This is a genomic window from Pseudomonas sp. JDS28PS106, from assembly GCF_036706555.1.
Taxonomy (GTDB): domain Bacteria; phylum Pseudomonadota; class Gammaproteobacteria; order Pseudomonadales; family Pseudomonadaceae; genus Aquipseudomonas.
This window is the reverse complement of sequence record NZ_JBAJGT010000007.1, coordinates 115,058-132,141: the sequence shown is the minus strand read 5'-3', so window position 1 is coordinate 132,141 and position 17,084 is coordinate 115,058. Positions and strand designations below refer to the sequence as shown.

Sequence of the window (17,084 nt, the reverse complement as noted above, 5' to 3'; positions counted from 1 at the left end):
GCCGTCTATCCTTGGGGGGTGGCCGGCAAGCCAATCGAATTCGATTTATTTTATTGATCCTTAAAGGAGTGCGGCACATGTCAAAAGGGCATTCGCTACAAGACCCTTACTTGAATACCCTACGTAAAGAAAAGGTCGGGGTTTCGATCTATCTGGTCAACGGCATCAAACTGCAAGGCACGATCGAGTCTTTCGACCAGTTCGTCATTCTGTTGAAGAACACTGTCAGCCAGATGGTCTACAAGCACGCCATCTCCACTGTCGTACCTGTTCGTCCAATTCGCCTGCCTAGCGCTACCGATACCGACGCGGCTGACGCTGAGCCAGGAAACGCCTGATAGGAGTCTGCCTTGTTCTTTGAGCGCCACAGCGGTGGTGAACGGGCCATTCTCGTTCATCTGGATGGTCAGGACCCTGAGGCGCGCGAAGATCCGCAGGAGTTTCAGGAGCTGGCCATTTCGGCAGGCGCCGATACCGTTGCGTTTATCAACGTACCGCGTCATCGGCCATCGGCCAAATACCTGATTGGCACTGGCAAGGTCGAGGAGCTTCGCGACCAGGTCAAGGCCGAACAGGTAGATCTGGTGATCTTCAATCACACCCTTACGCCCAGTCAGGAACGTAACCTCGAACGTGTGTTCGAGTGTCGCGTGCTGGACCGTACCGGTCTGATTCTCGATATCTTTGCCCAGCGGGCGCGCACTCATGAAGGCAAGCTGCAGGTCGAACTGGCCCAGCTCGAACACATGAGCACGCGTCTGGTTCGTGGCTGGACTCACCTTGAGCGTCAGAAGGGCGGTATCGGTCTGCGTGGTCCGGGTGAGACCCAGCTTGAAACCGACCGGCGTCTGCTGCGGATTCGGCTGCGCCAGATCAAGGCGCGTCTGGAGAAGGTCCGTAGTCAGCGCGACCAGGCCCGGCGCGGCCGCAAGCGGGCCGATATCCCTTCGGTTTCGCTGGTCGGTTATACCAACGCCGGCAAGTCCACCCTGTTCAATGCCGTGACCGATTCGGAAGTCTTCGCCGCCGACCAGCTGTTCGCGACGCTCGACCCGACCCTGCGTCGTCTGGAAGTGGATGACCTGGGGCCGATCGTGCTTGCCGATACCGTGGGCTTCATTCGCCACCTGCCGCACAAACTGGTCGAAGCGTTCCGTGCGACGCTGGAGGAATCCAGCAACTCCGATTTGCTGCTGCACGTCATCGACTCGCACGAACCCGAGCGCATGGCGCAGATCGAGCAGGTCATGGCGGTGCTCGGCGAGATCGGGGCCGAAGGCTTGCCGATCCTCGAGGTCTATAACAAACTCGATCTGCTCGAAGGGGTAGAGCCGCAGATACAGCGGGATGCCGACGGCAAGCCGCAGCGTGTCTGGGTGTCTGCCCGTGACGGTCGAGGTCTGGACCTGCTCAAGCAGGCGGTGGCAGAGCTTCTGGGTGACGACCTGTTCGTCGCTACCCTGCATCTGCCCCAGCGTCTGGCCCGGTTGCGCGCGCAGTTTTTCGAAGCGGGCGCGGTACAGAGCGAGACGCACGACGAACAAGGCGCCAGCGTGCTGGCGGTGCGTTTGCCACGCGTTGAATTCAATCGTCTGGTGAGTCGCGAAGGACTGCAGCCGCTAGAGTTCATCGAGCAACACACTTTGCAATAAAAGCACGAGAAAGCCGTTTTACGGCCTTCTCGTGCATTCTGTAGCATGGGTCGGCGCGCCGAGGGCGCGTCTTTGCTTTATCAGATGGAGAGCGCTATGGCTTGGAATGAGCCGGGTGGCAACTCGAATAATCAAGATCCCTGGGGTGGCAAACGCCGTGGCGGCGACCGCAAGGGACCACCTGATCTCGACGAAGCCTTCCGTAAGCTGCAGGAAAGCCTGAATGGGTTGTTCGGCGGCAACAAGAGACGCAGTGGGGACGGCAGTGGCGGCAGTTCGGGCAAGGGTGGTGGCTTTGGCCTGCTCGGCATCGGCCTGGTGGTGCTCGTCGCGTTCTGGCTTTACAGCGCTATCTACGTTGTCGATGAACAGGAACAGGCTGTCGTGCTGCGTTTCGGTCAGTACTACGAAACCGTGGGCCCAGGCCTGAATATCTATTTCCCTCCGTTCGATCGCAAGTACATGGAAAACGTGACGCGCGAACGTGCCTACAGCAAGCAGGGCCAGATGCTGACCGAAGACGAAAACATCGTCGAGGTCCCGCTGACCGTGCAGTACAAGATCAGCAACCTGCAGGATTTCGTGCTGAACGTCGATCAGCCTGAAATCAGCCTGCAGCACGCGACCGAGTCGGCGCTGCGCCATGTCGTGGGTTCCACGGCCATGGACCAGGTGCTGACCGAAGGCCGCGAACTGATGGCCAGCGAAATCAAGGAGCGTCTGCAACGCTTCCTCGATACCTATCGCACCGGTATCACCGTCACTCAGGTGAACGTCCAGAGCGCGGCCGCGCCCCGTGAAGTTCAGGAAGCCTTCGACGACGTGATCCGTGCCCGTGAAGACGAGCAGCGTGCGCGCAACCAGGCCGAAGGCTATGCCAATGGCGTGATTCCGGAAGCCCGTGGTCAGGCCCAGCGCATCATCGAGGATGCCAACGGTTACCGCGATGAAGTGGTCTCCCGCGCCAAGGGTGAGGCCGACCGCTTTACCAAGCTGGTCGCCGAATACCGCAAGGCGCCCGAGGTTACCCGCGAGCGTCTGTACCTGGACACCATGCAGGAAGTCTTCAGCAATACCAGCAAGGTTCTCGTGACCGGTGACAAGGGCCAGAACAACCTGCTTTACCTGCCGCTCGACAAGATGGTCGAAGGCAGTCGCGGCGGTGCTTCGAGCACTTCGGTCACTAGCGGTTCATCCTCGACGAGCGTGGATTCCAGCGCCCGTGCGACCGAGACCCCGCAGCGCGAAGTACGTACCCGGGAGAGCCGTTGATGAGCAATAAATCACTGATCACCCTCATCGTCGGCATCGTGCTGGCCGTGGTCCTCTGGAACAGCTTCTACATCGTGTCGCAGACCGAACGTGCGGTCCTACTGCAATTCGGTCGCGTGGTCCAGGCCGATGTGCAGCCAGGCCTTCACATGAAGGTTCCTTACGTCAACCAGGTGCGCAAGTTCGACGGCCGCCTGCTGACCCTGGACGCGCCGACCCAGCGGTTCCTGACCCTGGAAAAGAAAGCGGTCATGGTGGATGCCTACGCCAAATGGCGCGTGAAAGATGCCGAGCGCTTCTACACCGCGACCTCCGGCCTCAAGCAGATCGCCGATGAGCGTCTGTCGCGTCGTCTGGAATCCGGCCTGCGCGATCAGTTCGGCAAGCGCACCCTGCACGAAGTCGTGTCGGGCGAGCGTGACGCACTGATGGCGGACATCACCGGTTCTCTGAACCGCATGGCCGAGCGTGAACTGGGCATCGAAGTGATCGACGTCCGGGTCAAGGCCATCGACCTGCCCAAGGAAGTCAACCGCAGCGTCTTCGAGCGGATGAGCACCGAGCGTGAGCGTGAAGCGCGCGAGCACCGGGCCAAGGGTAACGAGCTGGCCGAAGGTATTCGCGCCGACGCCGATCGTCAGCGCCGTGTGCTGCTGGCCGAAGCCTATCGCGAATCGGAAGAGACGCGCGGTGACGGCGACGCCCAGGCCGCCGCGATCTATTCCAAGGCCTATGGCCAGGACCAGGAGTTCTATGCGTTCTATCGCAGCCTGCGCGCCTACCGTGAAAGCTTTGCGAACAAGAGCGACGTGATGGTCCTGGACCCAAGCAGCGACTTCTTCCGCTACTTGCAGAAAGGCAAGCAATAACGCATGCCCCGCCGGGCGGCAAAACCGCCCGGTGGGGTGATCGTACGGTAAAACGTGTGTATCATGCGGCAGCCGGGAAATTCCCGGCTTTTTTGCGTCTGCACGATTGATTGGCCGCAGCCCCATGGCGAGGCGGCAAGATTTTTCGAGGAGAGTGGTCTGCAAGACCTGTCTCGGGTGTTTGTCGTGCCCGTCGTTTCGGGGCGACCGCTCTCTGCTTTACTCAAGGCTGGCTTTTGAGCCGGCCGCCCGGATCATAGGGGAATGGCGTAATGGCAACGGTTGACCGCTGGCTGCTACCAGATGGCATCGAAGAAGTACTGCCGCCGGAAGCGGCGCGCATAGAAGTGGCGCGCCGTCAGGTGTTGGATCTATTCCAGAGCTGGGGTTATGAGTTCGTCGTCACCCCGCATATCGAATATCTGGAGTCGCTGCTGACCGGTGCGGGTTCGGATCTGGATCTGCGCACCTTCAAGGTCATCGATCCACAGTCGGGCCGGCAGATGGGCTTTCGCGCCGACATCACGCCGCAGGTGGCGCGCATCGATGCGCACACGCTCAAGCGCGAAGGCCCGAGCCGCCTCTGCTACGCAGGCAGCGTCCTGCACGCCTTGCCACGCGCGTTGTCGACGTCCCGCAGCCCGATTCAATTGGGTGCCGAGCTGTATGGCGATGCAAGCCCCAGCAGCGACGTCGAAGTCATCAGTCTGATGCTTGCCATGCTGCAACTGGCCGACGTGCCTGACGTCCATATGGATCTGGGGCATGTGGGTATCTATCGCGGTCTGGCGCGCGCCGCCGGCCTGTCGGGTGAACTCGAGCAGCAGCTGTTCGATGCCCTGCAGCGCAAGGCCATCGATGAAGTGATCGCACTGACCGAAGGCCTGCCGGCTGATCTGGCTGGTATGTTGCGGGCGCTGGTCGACCTGTGCGGCGGTCGCGAAGTGCTGGCGGCAGCCCGCGATCGTCTGGCCGGCGCGCCGGCGCCCGTGCTTGCGGCGCTGGACGACCTGTTGACCATCGCTGACCGCCTGACCGCGCGTTTCCCTGAGCTGCCGCTGTACTTCGACCTCGGCGAGCTGCGTGGCTACCACTACCATACAGGCGTGGTATTCGCGGTATTCGTGCCGGGCGTAGGGCAGTCCATCGCCCAGGGTGGTCGGTACGACGACATCGGCGCCGATTTCGGTCGCGCGCGTCCGGCCACGGGTTTTTCCACCGATCTTAAAACCCTGGTGACCCTGGGGCGAGCGGAAATCGAACTGCCGTCTGGTGGCATCTGGGTGCCGGACAGTACGGATGCGGCTCTCTGGCAGCAGGTCTGCCAGTTGCGCGGCGAAGGTCAGCGGGTCGTCCAGGCGTTGCCGGGCCAGCCTGTCAGCGCGGCGCTCGAAGCCGGCTGCGACCGTCAATTGATTCAGCAAGGCGAGCACTGGCAGGTAATGCCGCTGGCTTCTTGAGTATTCCTGCCGGCCGCCGCCGGCATCCAGTTTGCGTGAATGAGGACAAGTGTTATGGGTAAGAATGTCGTAGTCCTGGGCACCCAGTGGGGTGATGAGGGCAAAGGCAAGATCGTCGATCTGCTGACCGAGCATGCCAGCGCCGTAGTTCGTTACCAGGGCGGCCACAACGCCGGCCACACACTGGTAATCGACGGCGAGAAAACCGTTCTGCACCTGATTCCGTCCGGCGTACTGCGCGAAGGCGTGCAGTGCCTGATCGGCAACGGCGTGGTCGTCGCGCCGGATGCGCTGATGCGCGAGATCACCAAGCTCGAAGAGAAGGGCATCCCGGTGCGCGAGCGCCTGCGCATCAGCCCTTCCTGCCCGCTGATCCTGTCCTATCACGTCGCGCTGGACCAGGCGCGTGAGAAGGCACGTGGCGAGCTGAAGATCGGCACCACCGGTCGCGGCATCGGCCCGGCCTACGAAGACAAGGTTGCGCGTCGCGGCCTGCGCATCGGCGACCTGTTCCACCGCGAGCGCTTCGCGGCCAAGCTGGGCGAGCTGCTCGACTACCACAACTTCGTGCTGGTCAATTACTACAAAGAGCCTGCCATCGACTTCCAGAAGACGCTCGACGAGTGCATGGAATACGCCGAGCTGCTCAAGCCGTTGATGCTCGACGTCACCGCCGAGTTGCACGAGCTGCGTCGCGCGGACAAGGACATCATGTTCGAAGGCGCCCAGGGTTCGCTGCTGGACATCGACCACGGTACCTACCCGTACGTCACCAGCTCCAATACCACGGCTGGCGGTATCGCGACCGGCTCGGGTTTCGGTCCGATGTACCTGGATTACATCCTGGGTATCACCAAGGCCTACACCACGCGCGTGGGTTCCGGTCCGTTCCCGACCGAGCTGTTCGACGACGTGGGTGCATTCCTGGCCAAGCGCGGTCATGAGTTCGGCGCCACCACCGGCCGCGCCCGTCGTTGTGGCTGGTTCGATGCCGTGATCCTGCGTCGCGCCATCGAGATCAACAGCATCTCGGGCCTGTGCCTGACCAAGCTGGACGTGCTCGACGGTCTGGAAACCATCAACATCTGCGTCGGCTATGAAAACGAAGCCGGTGCGGTGATCGAAGCGCCGACCGACGCCGACAGCTACAACGGCCTGCGTCCGGTGTACGAGCAGATGCCGGGCTGGAGCGAATCCACGCTGGGCGCCAAGACCCTGGAAGAGCTGCCAGCCAATGCTCGCGCCTACATCAAGCGCGTCGAAGAGCTGGTCGGTGCACCAATCGACATCATTTCGACCGGTCCGGACCGCAACGAAACCATCGTGCTGCGTCATCCGTTCGGCTGAGTCTGAGTCGCAACGAAAAAAGGCCGCGAATGCGGCCTTTTTCATGTCTTCGGAATATTGCGAGAAAGATGTTTGGCGGGGGAGGAGGAAAAAAACCAGACCCCCGAAAAGCACAAAACCGAGCACAAGGCTCGGTTTCGTTGAATTGGTGCCCAGAAGAAGACTCGAACTTCCACGGCCTTGCGGCCACCAGCACCTGAAGCTGGCGTGTCTACCAATTTCACCATCTGGGCAGTATCAGCAGCGTTGTCCGCCGTTGATGGGGCGCACTATACGGCGAACGTTTTATTCTGTAAACCCCTGTTTTGCCAGAATTTTGAAAACACTTAGTGCAAGCAGGACGCTGAAAATGCAAAAACCCGCTTTCGCGGGTTCTTGTGAGGCAGAAGACTGGTGTAGTCTGCTGTCTTGAATTGGTGCCCAGAAGAAGACTCGAACTTCCACGGCCTTGCGGCCACCAGCACCTGAAGCTGGCGTGTCTACCAATTTCACCATCTGGGCAATATCGGCAAGCTAGCCTGCCGATGGCGCGCACTATACGGAGCGTCCTTGGTGCTGTAAAGCCTGACTTCGAAAAAAAGTCGAAAAAAATCGCGGGCGGTAGGCGTGGGAGAAAATTGTCGTCCGCAAGGGTGGTCGAAGGCGTTGTTTGGCTCCGAAATTTCCCGTTTCATTAGCTGTATGCCAAACTAACCCGCATATAGACAAGGTGAAAACTATCTAATGGCCGATTGGCAGTCCCTCGATCCCGAGGCCGCTCGTGAAGCGGAAAAATATGAAAACCCCATCCCCAGCCGTGAGCTGATTCTGCAGCATCTCGCCGAGCGTGGTTCGCCGGCCAGTCGCGAGCAGCTGGTCGAAGAATTCGGCCTGACCACGGAAGACCAGTTCGAGGCCCTGCGCCGCCGCCTGCGAGCGATGGAGCGTGACGCTCAACTGATCTACACCCGCCGCGGCACTTACGCGCCGGTGGACAAGCTTGATCTGATCCTGGGTCGCATCGCCGGCCACCGTGACGGCTTCGGGTTCCTGATTCCCGACGATGGCTCCGACGACCTGTTCATGAGCCCGGCGCAGATGCGTCTGGTGTTCGATGGCGACCGAGCCCTGGCTCGCGTCTCCGGTCTGGATCGTCGCGGCCGCCGCGAAGGCGTGATCGTGGAAGTCATCTCCCGCGCCCATGAAAGCATCGTGGGCCGGTATTTCGAAGAGGCCGGTATCGGCTTCGTCATCCCGGACAATCCGAAGATCCAGCAGGAAGTGCTGGTGACACCGGGACGCAACAACGACGCGAAGATCGGTCAATTCGTCGAGGTGAAAATCACCCACTGGCCGACCCCGCGCTTCCAGCCCCAAGGCGATGTGATCGAAGTGGTGGGTAACTACATGGCGCCCGGCATGGAAATCGATGTCGCGCTGCGTACCTACGACATTCCCCACGTCTGGCCGGAAGCCGTGCTCAAGGAAGCCGGTCGTCTCAAGCCGGAAGTCGAGGAGAAGGACAAGGAAAACCGCGTCGATCTGCGCCACCTTCCGTTCGTCACCATCGACGGCGAAGATGCGCGGGACTTCGACGACGCGGTGTACTGCGAGGCTCGTCCGGGCAAGCTGCGTCTGTTCTCGGGCGGCTGGAAGCTGTACGTGGCGATCGCCGACGTTTCCAGTTACGTGAAGATCGGCTCGGCGCTGGATGCCGAGGCGCAGGTGCGCGGCAACTCGGTGTACTTCCCCGAGCGCGTCGTGCCGATGCTTCCCGAGCAATTGTCCAATGGGTTGTGCTCGCTGAACCCGCAGGTGGATCGCCTCGCCATGGTCTGTGAAATGACCATTTCCAAATCCGGCGAGATGACCGACTACGTGTTTTACGAAGCGGTGATCCATTCCCATGCGCGCCTGACCTATAACAAGGTCAGCACCATGCTGGAGCATCCAAAGACTGCGAACGCCAAGGCATTGCGCGGCGAGTATGGCGAGGTCTTGCCGCATCTCAAGCAGCTGTACGCGATGTACAAGGTCTTGCTGGGCGCGCGTCACGTCCGTGGCGCCATCGACTTCGAGACCCAGGAAACCCGGATCATCTTCGGCTCCGAGCGCAAGATCGCGGAAATCCGCCCGACCCAGCGCAACGATGCCCACAAGCTGATCGAGGAGTGCATGCTGGCCGCCAACGTGGCGACCGCCGAATTCCTCAAAAAGCATGAGATTCCCGCGCTTTATCGCGTGCACGATGGCCCGCCGCCCGAGCGCCTGGAAAAGCTGCGCGCGTTCCTGAGCGAGCTGGGTCTGTCGCTGCACAAAGGCAAGGAAGGGCCGACGCCCAAGGATTATCAGGCGTTGCTGGAAAACGTGCGCGGACGTCCGGATTACCACCTGATCCAGACCGTCATGCTGCGCTCGTTGAGTCAGGCTGTGTACAGCTCGGACAACAACGGCCACTTCGGTCTGAACTACGAAGCCTACACCCACTTCACCTCGCCGATCCGTCGTTACCCGGACCTGCTGACGCATCGCGCGATCCGCAGCGTGATCCGCTCGAAACAGGACACCCCGCACGTGCGTCGTGCCGGTGGCGCGACCATTCCGAAAGCCCGTATCTACCCCTACGACGAAGCGGGGCTGGAGCAGTTGGGCGAGCAGTGCTCCATGAGCGAGCGCCGCGCCGACGAAGCCACGCGTGACGTGGTCAACTGGCTCAAGTGCGAGTTCATGAAGGATCGGGTCGGTGAGTCGTTCCCGGGCGTGATCACGGCGGTCACCGGTTTCGGCCTGTTCGTGGAGCTGAGCGATATCTACGTCGAAGGTCTGGTGCACGTTACCGCCTTGCCGGGTGACTACTACCACTTCGACCCGGTTCATCATCGTCTGGCCGGCGAGCGCACCGGGCGCAGCTTCCGCCTGGGCGATACCGTCGAAGTGCGCGTCATGCGCGTGGACCTCGACGAGCGCAAGATCGACTTCGAAATGTCGGATAAAACCGTCGAAGCACCGATCGGTCGCAAGCGTCGTGGCAAGGAAACCGCGCCAGTGGAGGAAAAACCTGCCAAGGCCGGGCGTCGCGCCGCGAAGGAAGCGGTTAGCGAAGCCTATCGTCCGGGCGATGCAGCCGCGAAGAACGCGGAAGTGCGCAAGAGTCGCGAGATGAAGAAGGCACTGCTGGCCGGGGCGAAGGACGACTTCAAGGCAGGCAAGTTTTCGAAAACCGACTCCAAGCCCACCAAGCATCGCAAGGGGCCTTCGAAGACGGGCTCCGCTCCAGCGTCGAAAAGTAGCGGCGCGCGTAAATCCAAGGGCAAGTCATGAGTCAACTGGAAAAAATCTACGGCGTGCATGCCGTGGAAGCATTGCTTCGGCATCACCCCAAGCGGGTCAAGCACATCTGGCTGGCGGAAGGTCGTAGCGACCCGCGCGTCCAGGTGTTGGTCGAGCTGGCCGGGCTGAACCGCGTCACCATCGGTCAGGCCGAGCGCCGCGAGATGGATGCCTGGGTCGAAGGCGTACACCAGGGTGTGGTGGCGGACGTCAGCCCGAGCCAGGTCTGGGGCGAAGCCATGCTCGACGAGCTGCTCGATCGGATCGAAGGTCCGCCGTTGCTGCTGGTGCTCGACGGTGTCACTGATCCGCACAACCTGGGCGCCTGCCTGCGCACGGCCGATGCGGCGGGCGCCGCCGCGGTCATCGTTCCCAAGGACAAGTCTGCGACCCTGACGCCCGCAGTCCGGAAAGTCGCCTGCGGCGCGGCAGAGGTGATCCCTCTGGTTGCGGTGACCAACCTGGCGCGTACCCTGGAAAAGCTCCAGCAACGCGGCCTGTGGATCGTCGGTACGGCCGGCGAAGCCGAGCAGGAGCTGTATCAGCAGGACCTGACCGGGCCGACCATCATCGTCATGGGCGCCGAAGGCAAAGGCATGCGTCGCCTGACCCGCGAACACTGCGACTATCTGGTGCGTCTGCCGATGGCTGGCAGCGTCAGCAGCCTGAACGTGTCGGTAGCGACCGGCGTCTGCCTGTTCGAAGCGATGCGTCAGCGTCGCGTCAAGAAAGCCTGATTTTCATCGCCAGCAAGCTGGCTCCTACGGAAAACCCTGTAGGAGCCAGCTTGCTGGCGATTGGCGATTGCTCAAATATTCACCAATTACCTTGCACCCCTCCAAGCCCTTCTCTACAATTGCGCCCCTTGCTGTCGAGGCAGGCGCGCATGTGCCTGTTCCCAGGCAAGACTCACAGTGTCATTCACTCCTTGTCTGACCGCATTTTGCGGCAGGCTACAACCCGTAAGGAGCATTCATGCGTCATTACGAAATTATCTTTTTGGTCCACCCGGATCAAAGCGAGCAAGTCGGCGGCATGGTTGAGCGCTACACCAAGCTGATCGAAGAAGACGGCGGCAAGATCCACCGTCTGGAAGATTGGGGCCGTCGCCAACTGGCTTACGCCATCAACAACGTTCACAAGGCTCACTACGTGATGCTGAACGTTGAGTGCACCGGCAAGGCTCTGGCCGAGCTGGAAGACAACTTCCGTTACAACGATGCAGTGATCCGTAACCTGGTCATCCGTCGCGACGAAGCCGTTACCGGCCAGTCCGAGATGCTCAAGGCTGAAGAGAACCGCAGTGAGCGCCGTGAGCGTCGTGACCGTCCTGAGCACTCCGACAACGCCGAAGGCGATGACGGCGACAACAGCGACGTTAGCGATAACGCTGACGAGTAATCCACGGACCTTTTGAGGAGCCAATTACATGGCACGTTTCTTCCGTCGTCGTAAATTCTGCCGCTTCACCGCTGAAGACGTCAAAGAGATCGATTACAAAGATCTCAACACCCTGAAAGCTTACGTATCCGAGACCGGCAAAATCGTTCCAAGCCGCATCACCGGTACCAAAGCACGTTATCAGCGTCAGCTGGCCACCGCTATCAAGCGCGCCCGCTTCCTGGCCTTGCTGGCCTACACCGACAGCCACGGCCGCTGAGACCAGGTCGTCGACAAAACGTAACAAGGGATAGAACGCATGCGCGCCCTGGCTGAATTGATCATGCGCGGCCGCATGCAGGCCACTCTCGTGGTGGCCGGGTGTGCGGCATTGCCGCTGTTGTTCTGGTTGAGTGCTGCCGCGGGTTGCCTTGTGCTCCTGCGACGCGGGTTCAGTGATGCCGTTGGCGTCCTGGCCTGGGCTCTGCTGCCGGCTTTGGTCTGGTGGTATTTCGGTGAACCGCGAACAGCCATGGTGCTGGCCGGCTCACTGGGTTTGGCAATGGTTTTGCGTGCCAGCGAGTCCTGGGTCCGCGTGCTGCTGGTCAGCGTAGCGGTAGGTCTGTTGTATGCGGTGGTTCTGGGCACGGTTTTCCGCGAACCCATCGAGGCCATGTCGCAGGAGTTGCAAAAACACCTGCCGACCATGCTCGCCGGGCTCTACGAGCAGATGAACGTAGAAGAGCGAGCGCGTCTTGGAGCACTGATTACACCGGTCCTCAATGGCCTGATAGCGGCTGTGTTGCAGATCGTCAGTCTGCTTTGCCTGATTCTGGGGCGGTACTGGCAAGCGATGTTGTATAACCCAGGCGGTTTCGGGCGCGAGTTTCGCGCCGTGAGACTCCCGCTGGTACCGGCGCTGGTGTTGCTGGTGTGCATGCTCGTAGGACCGAATTTCGGTCCACAGATCGCGATGCTCACACCGTTGTGCAGCGTGCCGCTGGTATTCGCCGGGCTGGCCCTGATCCATGGGCTGGTGGCTGAAAAGCGGCTGGCCAGGTTCTGGCTGGTGGGGACTTACATCACGCTGCTGGTGTTCATGCAGCTGACCTATCCGTTGCTCGTGGTGATTGCCATTGTCGACAGCCTGATTGATTTTCGCGGTCGCCGGGTATCGAAAGATTCCGGCAATGGCCCTGCGAACGGTGAAGGTTAAAAGTTAAGAGGATTTTCACATGCAACTGATCCTTCTGGAAAAAGTCGCCAACCTGGGCAACCTGGGCGACAAAGTAACTGTCAAGGCTGGCTACGGTCGTAACTACCTGCTGCCTTACGGCAAGGCTACCGCTGCGACCGCCGCCAACCTGGCTGCGTTCGAAGAGCGTCGCGCCGAGCTGGAAAAACTGGCTGCTGACAAGAAAGCATCCGCCGAAACTCGCGCTGCCCAACTGGCTGAGCTGGAAGTGACCATCACTGCCACCGCTGGCGACGAAGGCAAGCTGTTCGGCTCGATCGGCACTCACGACATCGCTGACGCACTGACCGCCTCCGGCGTTGAAGTTGCCAAGAGCGAAGTTCGTCTGCCGAACGGCACCATCCGCAACGTTGGCGAATACGACGTAGCCGTGCACCTGCACAGCGACGTAGAAGCGACCGTACGCGTTGTCGTGGTAGCTGCTTAAAGCAGTACGTAATCGTCTGGCGGCCAGGCCGCCGGAGGATTAACATCGGGCACGATCCTGTTCACAGGTCGTGCCCTTTGTCTTTGTGTCCTACCCATTTTTGCAACCTCGAATTCAAGTGGCCATGAACGAAATCACCGCCCCCGAGCAATACGATCTGCAAACCGCCGCCCTCAAGGTGCCGCCTCATTCCATCGAGGCCGAACAGGCCGTTCTGGGTGGTCTGATGCTGGACAACAACGCCTGGGAACGCGTGCTCGATCAAGTGTCCGATGGCGATTTCTACCGGCATGACCACCGTCTGATCTTTCGTGCCATTGCGCGTCTGGCCGACCAGAACATGCCCATCGACGTGGTGACGCTGGCCGAACAGTTGGACAAGGAAGGGCAGACCTCCCAGGTCGGCGGCCTGGGTTATCTCAGCGAACTGGCGAAGAACACGCCGTCGGTCGCCAACATCAAGGCTTATGCGCAAATCGTTCGCGCGCGTGCCACCTTGCGGCAATTGATCGGTATCAGCACCGAAATTGCCGATAGCGCGTTCAACCCGGAAGGGCGTACCGCCGAGGAGATTCTCGACGAAGCCGAACGGCAGATATTCCAGATCGCCGAAGCGCGGCCCAAGACTGGCGGCCCGGTCGGCGTCAATGACCTGCTGACCATGGCGATCGATCGTATCGACACGCTGTTCAACAGCGACAACGCGATCACCGGTCTTTCTACCGGCTATGCCGACCTGGACGACAAGACCAGCGGCCTGCAACCGGCCGACCTGATCATCGTCGCCGGTCGTCCCTCGATGGGTAAGACCACCTTCGCGATGAACCTCGTGGAAAACGCCGTGTTGCGCAGTGACAAGGTGGTGCTGGTCTACTCGCTGGAAATGCCAGGCGAATCGCTGATCATGCGTATGCTGTCCTCGTTGGGCCGCATCGACCAGACCAAGGTCCGCGCCGGCCAGCTGGACGACGATGACTGGCCGCGCCTGACCTCGGCGGTCAACCTGCTCAACGACCGCAAGCTGTTCATCGACGATACCGCCGGTATCAGCCCCTCGGAAATGCGCGCCCGTACCCGCCGCGTGGCCCGCGAACATGGCGACATCGCCATGATCATGATCGACTATTTGCAGCTGATGCAGATTCCCGGTTCCGGCGGTGATAACCGGACCAACGAAATTTCCGAGATTTCCCGGTCCCTGAAGGCCCTGGCAAAAGAATTCAACTGCCCGGTCATCGCGCTCTCCCAGCTCAACCGCTCGCTGGAACAACGCCCCAACAAGCGCCCGATCAACTCCGACCTCCGGGAATCGGGAGCCATCGAGCAGGACGCCGACGTCATCATGTTCGTGTACCGGGACGAGGTCTACCACCCCGAGACCGAGCACAAGGGCATCGCCGAGATCATCATCGGCAAACAGCGTAACGGCCCGATCGGCACCACGCGCCTGGCGTTCATCGGCAAGTACACCCGCTTCGAGAACCTCGCGCCGGGCAGTTACAACTTCGACGACGATTGAACCCTATCGCCAGCAAGCTGGCTCCTACCCCCTAACCCACGTAGGAGCCAGCTTGCTGGCGATAAGAACGTCCCCGTTTCAATGATCCGCACAAGCATCAAAATCCGACCACCACCGTCGGACTTGATCATTTTTTGTGCTATATTCCGCGCCCGCAATTTTCCAACGTGCAAACGTAGGTCTCGACATGCAAGCAGCCAAGCCGTTATTTGACTATCCCAAGTACTGGGCCGAATGTTTCGGGCCAGCGCCTTTCCTGCCCATGAGCCGGGAAGAGATGGATCTGCTTGGCTGGGATTCCTGCGACGTCATCATCGTGACCGGCGACGCCTACGTCGATCATCCGTCCTTCGGCATGGCGATCATTGGCCGACTGCTGGAAGCCCAGGGCTTTCGCGTCGGTATCATCGCCCAGCCGGACTGGCGCTCGAAAGACGACTTCATGAAACTAGGCGAGCCGAATCTGTTCTTCGGCGTCGCGGCCGGCAACATGGACTCGATGATCAACCGCTACACGGCCGACAAGAAGATCCGCTCCGACGACGCCTATACGCCGGGCGGCGTGGCCGGCAAGCGTCCGGATCGCGCCAGCCTGGTCTACAGCCAGCGCTGCAAGGAAGCCTACAAGCATGTGCCTATCGTGCTGGGCGGCATCGAGGCCTCGCTGCGCCGCATTGCCCATTACGACTACTGGCAGGACAAGGTGCGCAATTCGATTCTGATCGACGCCAGCGCCGACATCCTGCTGTACGGCAACGCCGAACGTGCGATCGTCGAAGTCGCGCAGCGCCTGTCCTACGGGCAGAAGATCGAAGACATCACCGACGTGCGCGGCACCGCGTTCATCCGCCGCGACACGCCCGAAGGCTGGTACGAAGTCGACTCGACGCGCATCGACCGTCCGGGCAAGGTCGACAAGATCATCAACCCTTACGTCAACACCCAGGACACCCAGGCCTGCGCCATCGAGCAGGAGAAGGGGCCGGTCGAAGACCCCAACGAAGCCAAGGTCGTGCAGATTCTGGCCAGCCCGCGCATGACCCGCGACAAGACGGTCATCCGCCTGCCGTCCATGGAAAAGGTCCGCAACGACCCGGTGCTCTATGCTCATGCCAACCGCGTGCTGCATCTGGAAACCAACCCCGGCAACGCCCGTGCGCTGGTCCAGAAGCACGGCGACGTGGACGTGTGGTTCAACGCGCCACCTATTCCGATGACGACCGAGGAAATGGACTACGTGTTCGGCATGCCGTACGCACGCGTCCCGCATCCCGCGTACGGCAAGGAAAAGATTCCGGCCTACGACATGATCCGTTTCTCGGTGAACATCATGCGCGGTTGCTTTGGCGGCTGTACATTCTGCTCGATCACCGAGCACGAAGGCCGGATCATTCAGAACCGCTCCGAAGACTCGATCATTCGCGAAATCGAAGAGATCCGCGACAAGGTGCCGGGCTTCACCGGGGTCATCTCTGACATGGGCGGCCCCACCGCGAACATGTACCGGATCGCCTGCAAGAGCCCCGAGATCGAATCCGCTTGCCGCAAACCGTCCTGCGTGTTCCCGGGCATCTGCCCGAACCTGAACACCGACCATTCGGCGTTGATTCAGCTGTACCGCAGCGCCCGCGCCCTGCCGGGCGTGAAAAAGATCCTGATCGCGTCCGGTCTGCGCTACGACCTGGCGGTCGAGTCGCCTGAGTACGTCAAGGAGCTGGTCACGCACCACGTCGGCGGCTACCTGAAAATCGCGCCTGAGCATACCGAGGAAGGTCCGCTCAATCAGATGATGAAACCGGGCATCGGCAGCTATGACCGGTTCAAGCGCATGTTCGAGAAGTACTCGAAAGAGGCGGGCAAGGAGCAGTACCTGATCCCTTACTTCATCGCGGCCCACCCCGGCACCACCGATGAAGACATGATGAACCTCGCGCTGTGGCTCAAGAACAACGGTTTCCGCGCGGACCAGGTCCAGGCGTTCTACCCGTCGCCAATGGCCTCCGCGACCGCGATGTATCACTCGGGCAAGAACCCGCTGCGCAAGGTCACCTACAAGAGCGACGGCGTCACCATCGTCAAGAGCGAAGAGCAGCGCCGGTTGCACAAGGCGTTCCTGCGTTATCACGATCCGAAGGGCTGGCCGATGCTGCGCGAAGCGCTCGAACGCATGGGGCGCAGCGACCTGATCGGCCCGGGCAAGCACCAACTGATCCCGGCGTTCCAGCCTGCGACCGATAGCTACCAGAGCGCGCGCCGCAAGAACTCGACCCCGGCCGGCAGCCACAAGGTTGCCAAGACCACGCGCATCCAGACCCAGCACACCGGCCTGCCGCCACGCGCCAGCGACGGCAGCAAGCCATGGGACAAGCGTGAAGAAGCCAAGGCCGCGGCCCAGGCGCGCAACAAACAGGCCGCCAAAGAGCGGATGGAAGCGGCCAAGGGCGGCAAGGGTGGCAAAGGCAAGAAGCCGGCTCGCCAACCCGTCTTCCCACGCTGATCCTCGTCAGCTCCTGAATGAAAACGCCAGCGTCAGCTGGCGTTTTTGTTTCTGCGGTTGAGTGGGCCGCCCACAACCAGCTTCGGCAGCCCCGCGG

Annotated in this window: 14 protein-coding genes and 2 tRNA genes; 14 read left to right on the top strand and 2 right to left on the bottom strand. The window is 61.0% G+C overall.

Annotation, left to right across the window (positions count from 1 at the left end; all coding sequences use genetic code 11):
• Positions 1 to 77 precede the first annotated feature (77 nt).
• From hfq to TRP66_RS13915, 6 genes are all read left to right on the top strand, one after another.
• Complete coding sequence (gene hfq / locus TRP66_RS13940) at positions 78 to 338, top strand: RNA chaperone Hfq (RefSeq protein ID WP_125829975.1); 261 nt, start codon at positions 78 to 80, stop codon at positions 336 to 338.
• Positions 339 to 350: 12 nt separating this feature from the next.
• Entirely contained in the window at positions 351 to 1,652 is a 1,302-nt protein-coding gene (gene hflX / locus TRP66_RS13935; RefSeq protein WP_333403611.1) for a ribosome rescue GTPase HflX, read from the top strand.
• A gap of 96 nt (positions 1,653 to 1,748) precedes the next feature.
• Positions 1,749 to 2,924 (top strand): FtsH protease activity modulator HflK, encoded by a 1,176-nt coding sequence (gene hflK / locus TRP66_RS13930; RefSeq protein WP_333403609.1) that lies wholly within the window; start codon positions 1,749 to 1,751, stop codon positions 2,922 to 2,924.
• Positions 2,924 to 3,793, top strand: a complete 870-nt coding sequence (hflC, locus tag TRP66_RS13925; RefSeq protein WP_333403607.1) for a protease modulator HflC — start codon at positions 2,924 to 2,926, stop codon at positions 3,791 to 3,793. Before hflK ends, hflC begins: the two co-directional genes overlap by 1 nt.
• 272 nt (positions 3,794 to 4,065) lie before the next feature.
• Positions 4,066 to 5,253: an ATP phosphoribosyltransferase regulatory subunit gene (locus TRP66_RS13920; protein WP_333403605.1), complete on the top strand. Its 1,188-nt coding sequence runs from the start codon at positions 4,066 to 4,068 to the stop codon at positions 5,251 to 5,253.
• Positions 5,254 to 5,307: 54 nt separating this feature from the next.
• Positions 5,308 to 6,600 (top strand): adenylosuccinate synthase, encoded by a 1,293-nt coding sequence (locus TRP66_RS13915; protein ID WP_333403603.1) that lies wholly within the window; start codon positions 5,308 to 5,310, stop codon positions 6,598 to 6,600.
• A gap of 146 nt (positions 6,601 to 6,746) precedes the next feature.
• Here the strand turns inward: TRP66_RS13915 and TRP66_RS13910 are convergent.
• Together TRP66_RS13910 and TRP66_RS13905 are read right to left on the bottom strand one after the other, a co-directional pair.
• Positions 6,747 to 6,833: transfer RNA gene (locus TRP66_RS13910), tRNA-Leu, on the bottom strand.
• Between the two features lie 181 nt (positions 6,834 to 7,014).
• Positions 7,015 to 7,101: transfer RNA gene (locus tag TRP66_RS13905), tRNA-Leu, on the bottom strand.
• 222 nt (positions 7,102 to 7,323) lie between these two features.
• Between TRP66_RS13905 and rnr the strand changes: the two genes are divergently transcribed.
• From rnr to TRP66_RS13865, 8 genes are all read left to right on the top strand, one after another.
• Positions 7,324 to 9,900 carry a ribonuclease R gene (rnr, locus tag TRP66_RS13900; RefSeq protein ID WP_333403601.1) on the top strand — a complete coding sequence of 859 codons (2,577 nt, stop codon included), beginning with the start codon at positions 7,324 to 7,326 and terminating at the stop codon, positions 9,898 to 9,900.
• Entirely contained in the window at positions 9,897 to 10,646 is a 750-nt protein-coding gene (rlmB, locus tag TRP66_RS13895; protein WP_333403599.1) for a 23S rRNA (guanosine(2251)-2'-O)-methyltransferase RlmB, read from the top strand. Before rnr ends, rlmB begins: the two co-directional genes overlap by 4 nt.
• A 238-nt stretch (positions 10,647 to 10,884) precedes the next feature.
• Positions 10,885 to 11,310 (top strand): 30S ribosomal protein S6, encoded by a 426-nt coding sequence (rpsF, locus tag TRP66_RS13890; protein WP_333403597.1) that lies wholly within the window; start codon positions 10,885 to 10,887, stop codon positions 11,308 to 11,310.
• Between the two features lie 28 nt (positions 11,311 to 11,338).
• A complete protein-coding gene (gene rpsR, locus TRP66_RS13885) occupies positions 11,339 to 11,569 on the top strand; it encodes a 30S ribosomal protein S18 (RefSeq protein ID WP_002551829.1) in 231 nt (76 codons plus the stop codon).
• A 39-nt stretch (positions 11,570 to 11,608) separates the two neighbouring features.
• On the top strand, positions 11,609 to 12,505 hold the full coding sequence (locus TRP66_RS13880; RefSeq protein ID WP_333403183.1) for a hypothetical protein: 897 nt from the start codon (positions 11,609 to 11,611) through the stop codon (positions 12,503 to 12,505).
• A 19-nt stretch (positions 12,506 to 12,524) separates the two neighbouring features.
• Positions 12,525 to 12,971: a 50S ribosomal protein L9 gene (gene rplI, locus TRP66_RS13875; RefSeq protein ID WP_333403181.1), complete on the top strand. Its 447-nt coding sequence runs from the start codon at positions 12,525 to 12,527 to the stop codon at positions 12,969 to 12,971.
• Positions 12,972 to 13,095: 124 nt separating this feature from the next.
• Positions 13,096 to 14,490, top strand: coding sequence for a replicative DNA helicase (gene dnaB, locus TRP66_RS13870; RefSeq protein WP_333403179.1), 1,395 nt, complete (start codon positions 13,096 to 13,098; stop codon positions 14,488 to 14,490).
• A 187-nt stretch (positions 14,491 to 14,677) separates the two neighbouring features.
• On the top strand, positions 14,678 to 16,987 hold the full coding sequence (locus TRP66_RS13865; RefSeq protein ID WP_333403177.1) for a YgiQ family radical SAM protein: 2,310 nt from the start codon (positions 14,678 to 14,680) through the stop codon (positions 16,985 to 16,987).
• Positions 16,988 to 17,084 lie beyond the last annotated feature (97 nt).

What these genes read in the sequence shown, in the direction of transcription:
- hfq (WP_125829975.1), top strand. Translation starts at nt 78, where the DNA reads ATGTCAAAAGGGCATTCGCTACAAGACCCTTACTTGAATACCCTACGT.
- hflK (WP_333403609.1), top strand. Translation starts at nt 1,749, where the DNA reads ATGGCTTGGAATGAGCCGGGTGGCAACTCGAATAATCAAGATCCCTGG.
- hflC (WP_333403607.1), top strand. Translation starts at nt 2,924, where the DNA reads ATGAGCAATAAATCACTGATCACCCTCATCGTCGGCATCGTGCTGGCC.
- TRP66_RS13920 (WP_333403605.1), top strand. Translation starts at nt 4,066, where the DNA reads ATGGCAACGGTTGACCGCTGGCTGCTACCAGATGGCATCGAAGAAGTA.
- TRP66_RS13915 (WP_333403603.1), top strand. Translation starts at nt 5,308, where the DNA reads ATGGGTAAGAATGTCGTAGTCCTGGGCACCCAGTGGGGTGATGAGGGC.
- rnr (WP_333403601.1), top strand. Translation starts at nt 7,324, where the DNA reads ATGGCCGATTGGCAGTCCCTCGATCCCGAGGCCGCTCGTGAAGCGGAA.
- rlmB (WP_333403599.1), top strand. Translation starts at nt 9,897, where the DNA reads ATGAGTCAACTGGAAAAAATCTACGGCGTGCATGCCGTGGAAGCATTG.
- rpsF (WP_333403597.1), top strand. Translation starts at nt 10,885, where the DNA reads ATGCGTCATTACGAAATTATCTTTTTGGTCCACCCGGATCAAAGCGAG.
- rpsR (WP_002551829.1), top strand. Translation starts at nt 11,339, where the DNA reads ATGGCACGTTTCTTCCGTCGTCGTAAATTCTGCCGCTTCACCGCTGAA.
- TRP66_RS13880 (WP_333403183.1), top strand. Translation starts at nt 11,609, where the DNA reads ATGCGCGCCCTGGCTGAATTGATCATGCGCGGCCGCATGCAGGCCACT.
- rplI (WP_333403181.1), top strand. Translation starts at nt 12,525, where the DNA reads ATGCAACTGATCCTTCTGGAAAAAGTCGCCAACCTGGGCAACCTGGGC.
- dnaB (WP_333403179.1), top strand. Translation starts at nt 13,096, where the DNA reads ATGAACGAAATCACCGCCCCCGAGCAATACGATCTGCAAACCGCCGCC.
- TRP66_RS13865 (WP_333403177.1), top strand. Translation starts at nt 14,678, where the DNA reads ATGCAAGCAGCCAAGCCGTTATTTGACTATCCCAAGTACTGGGCCGAA.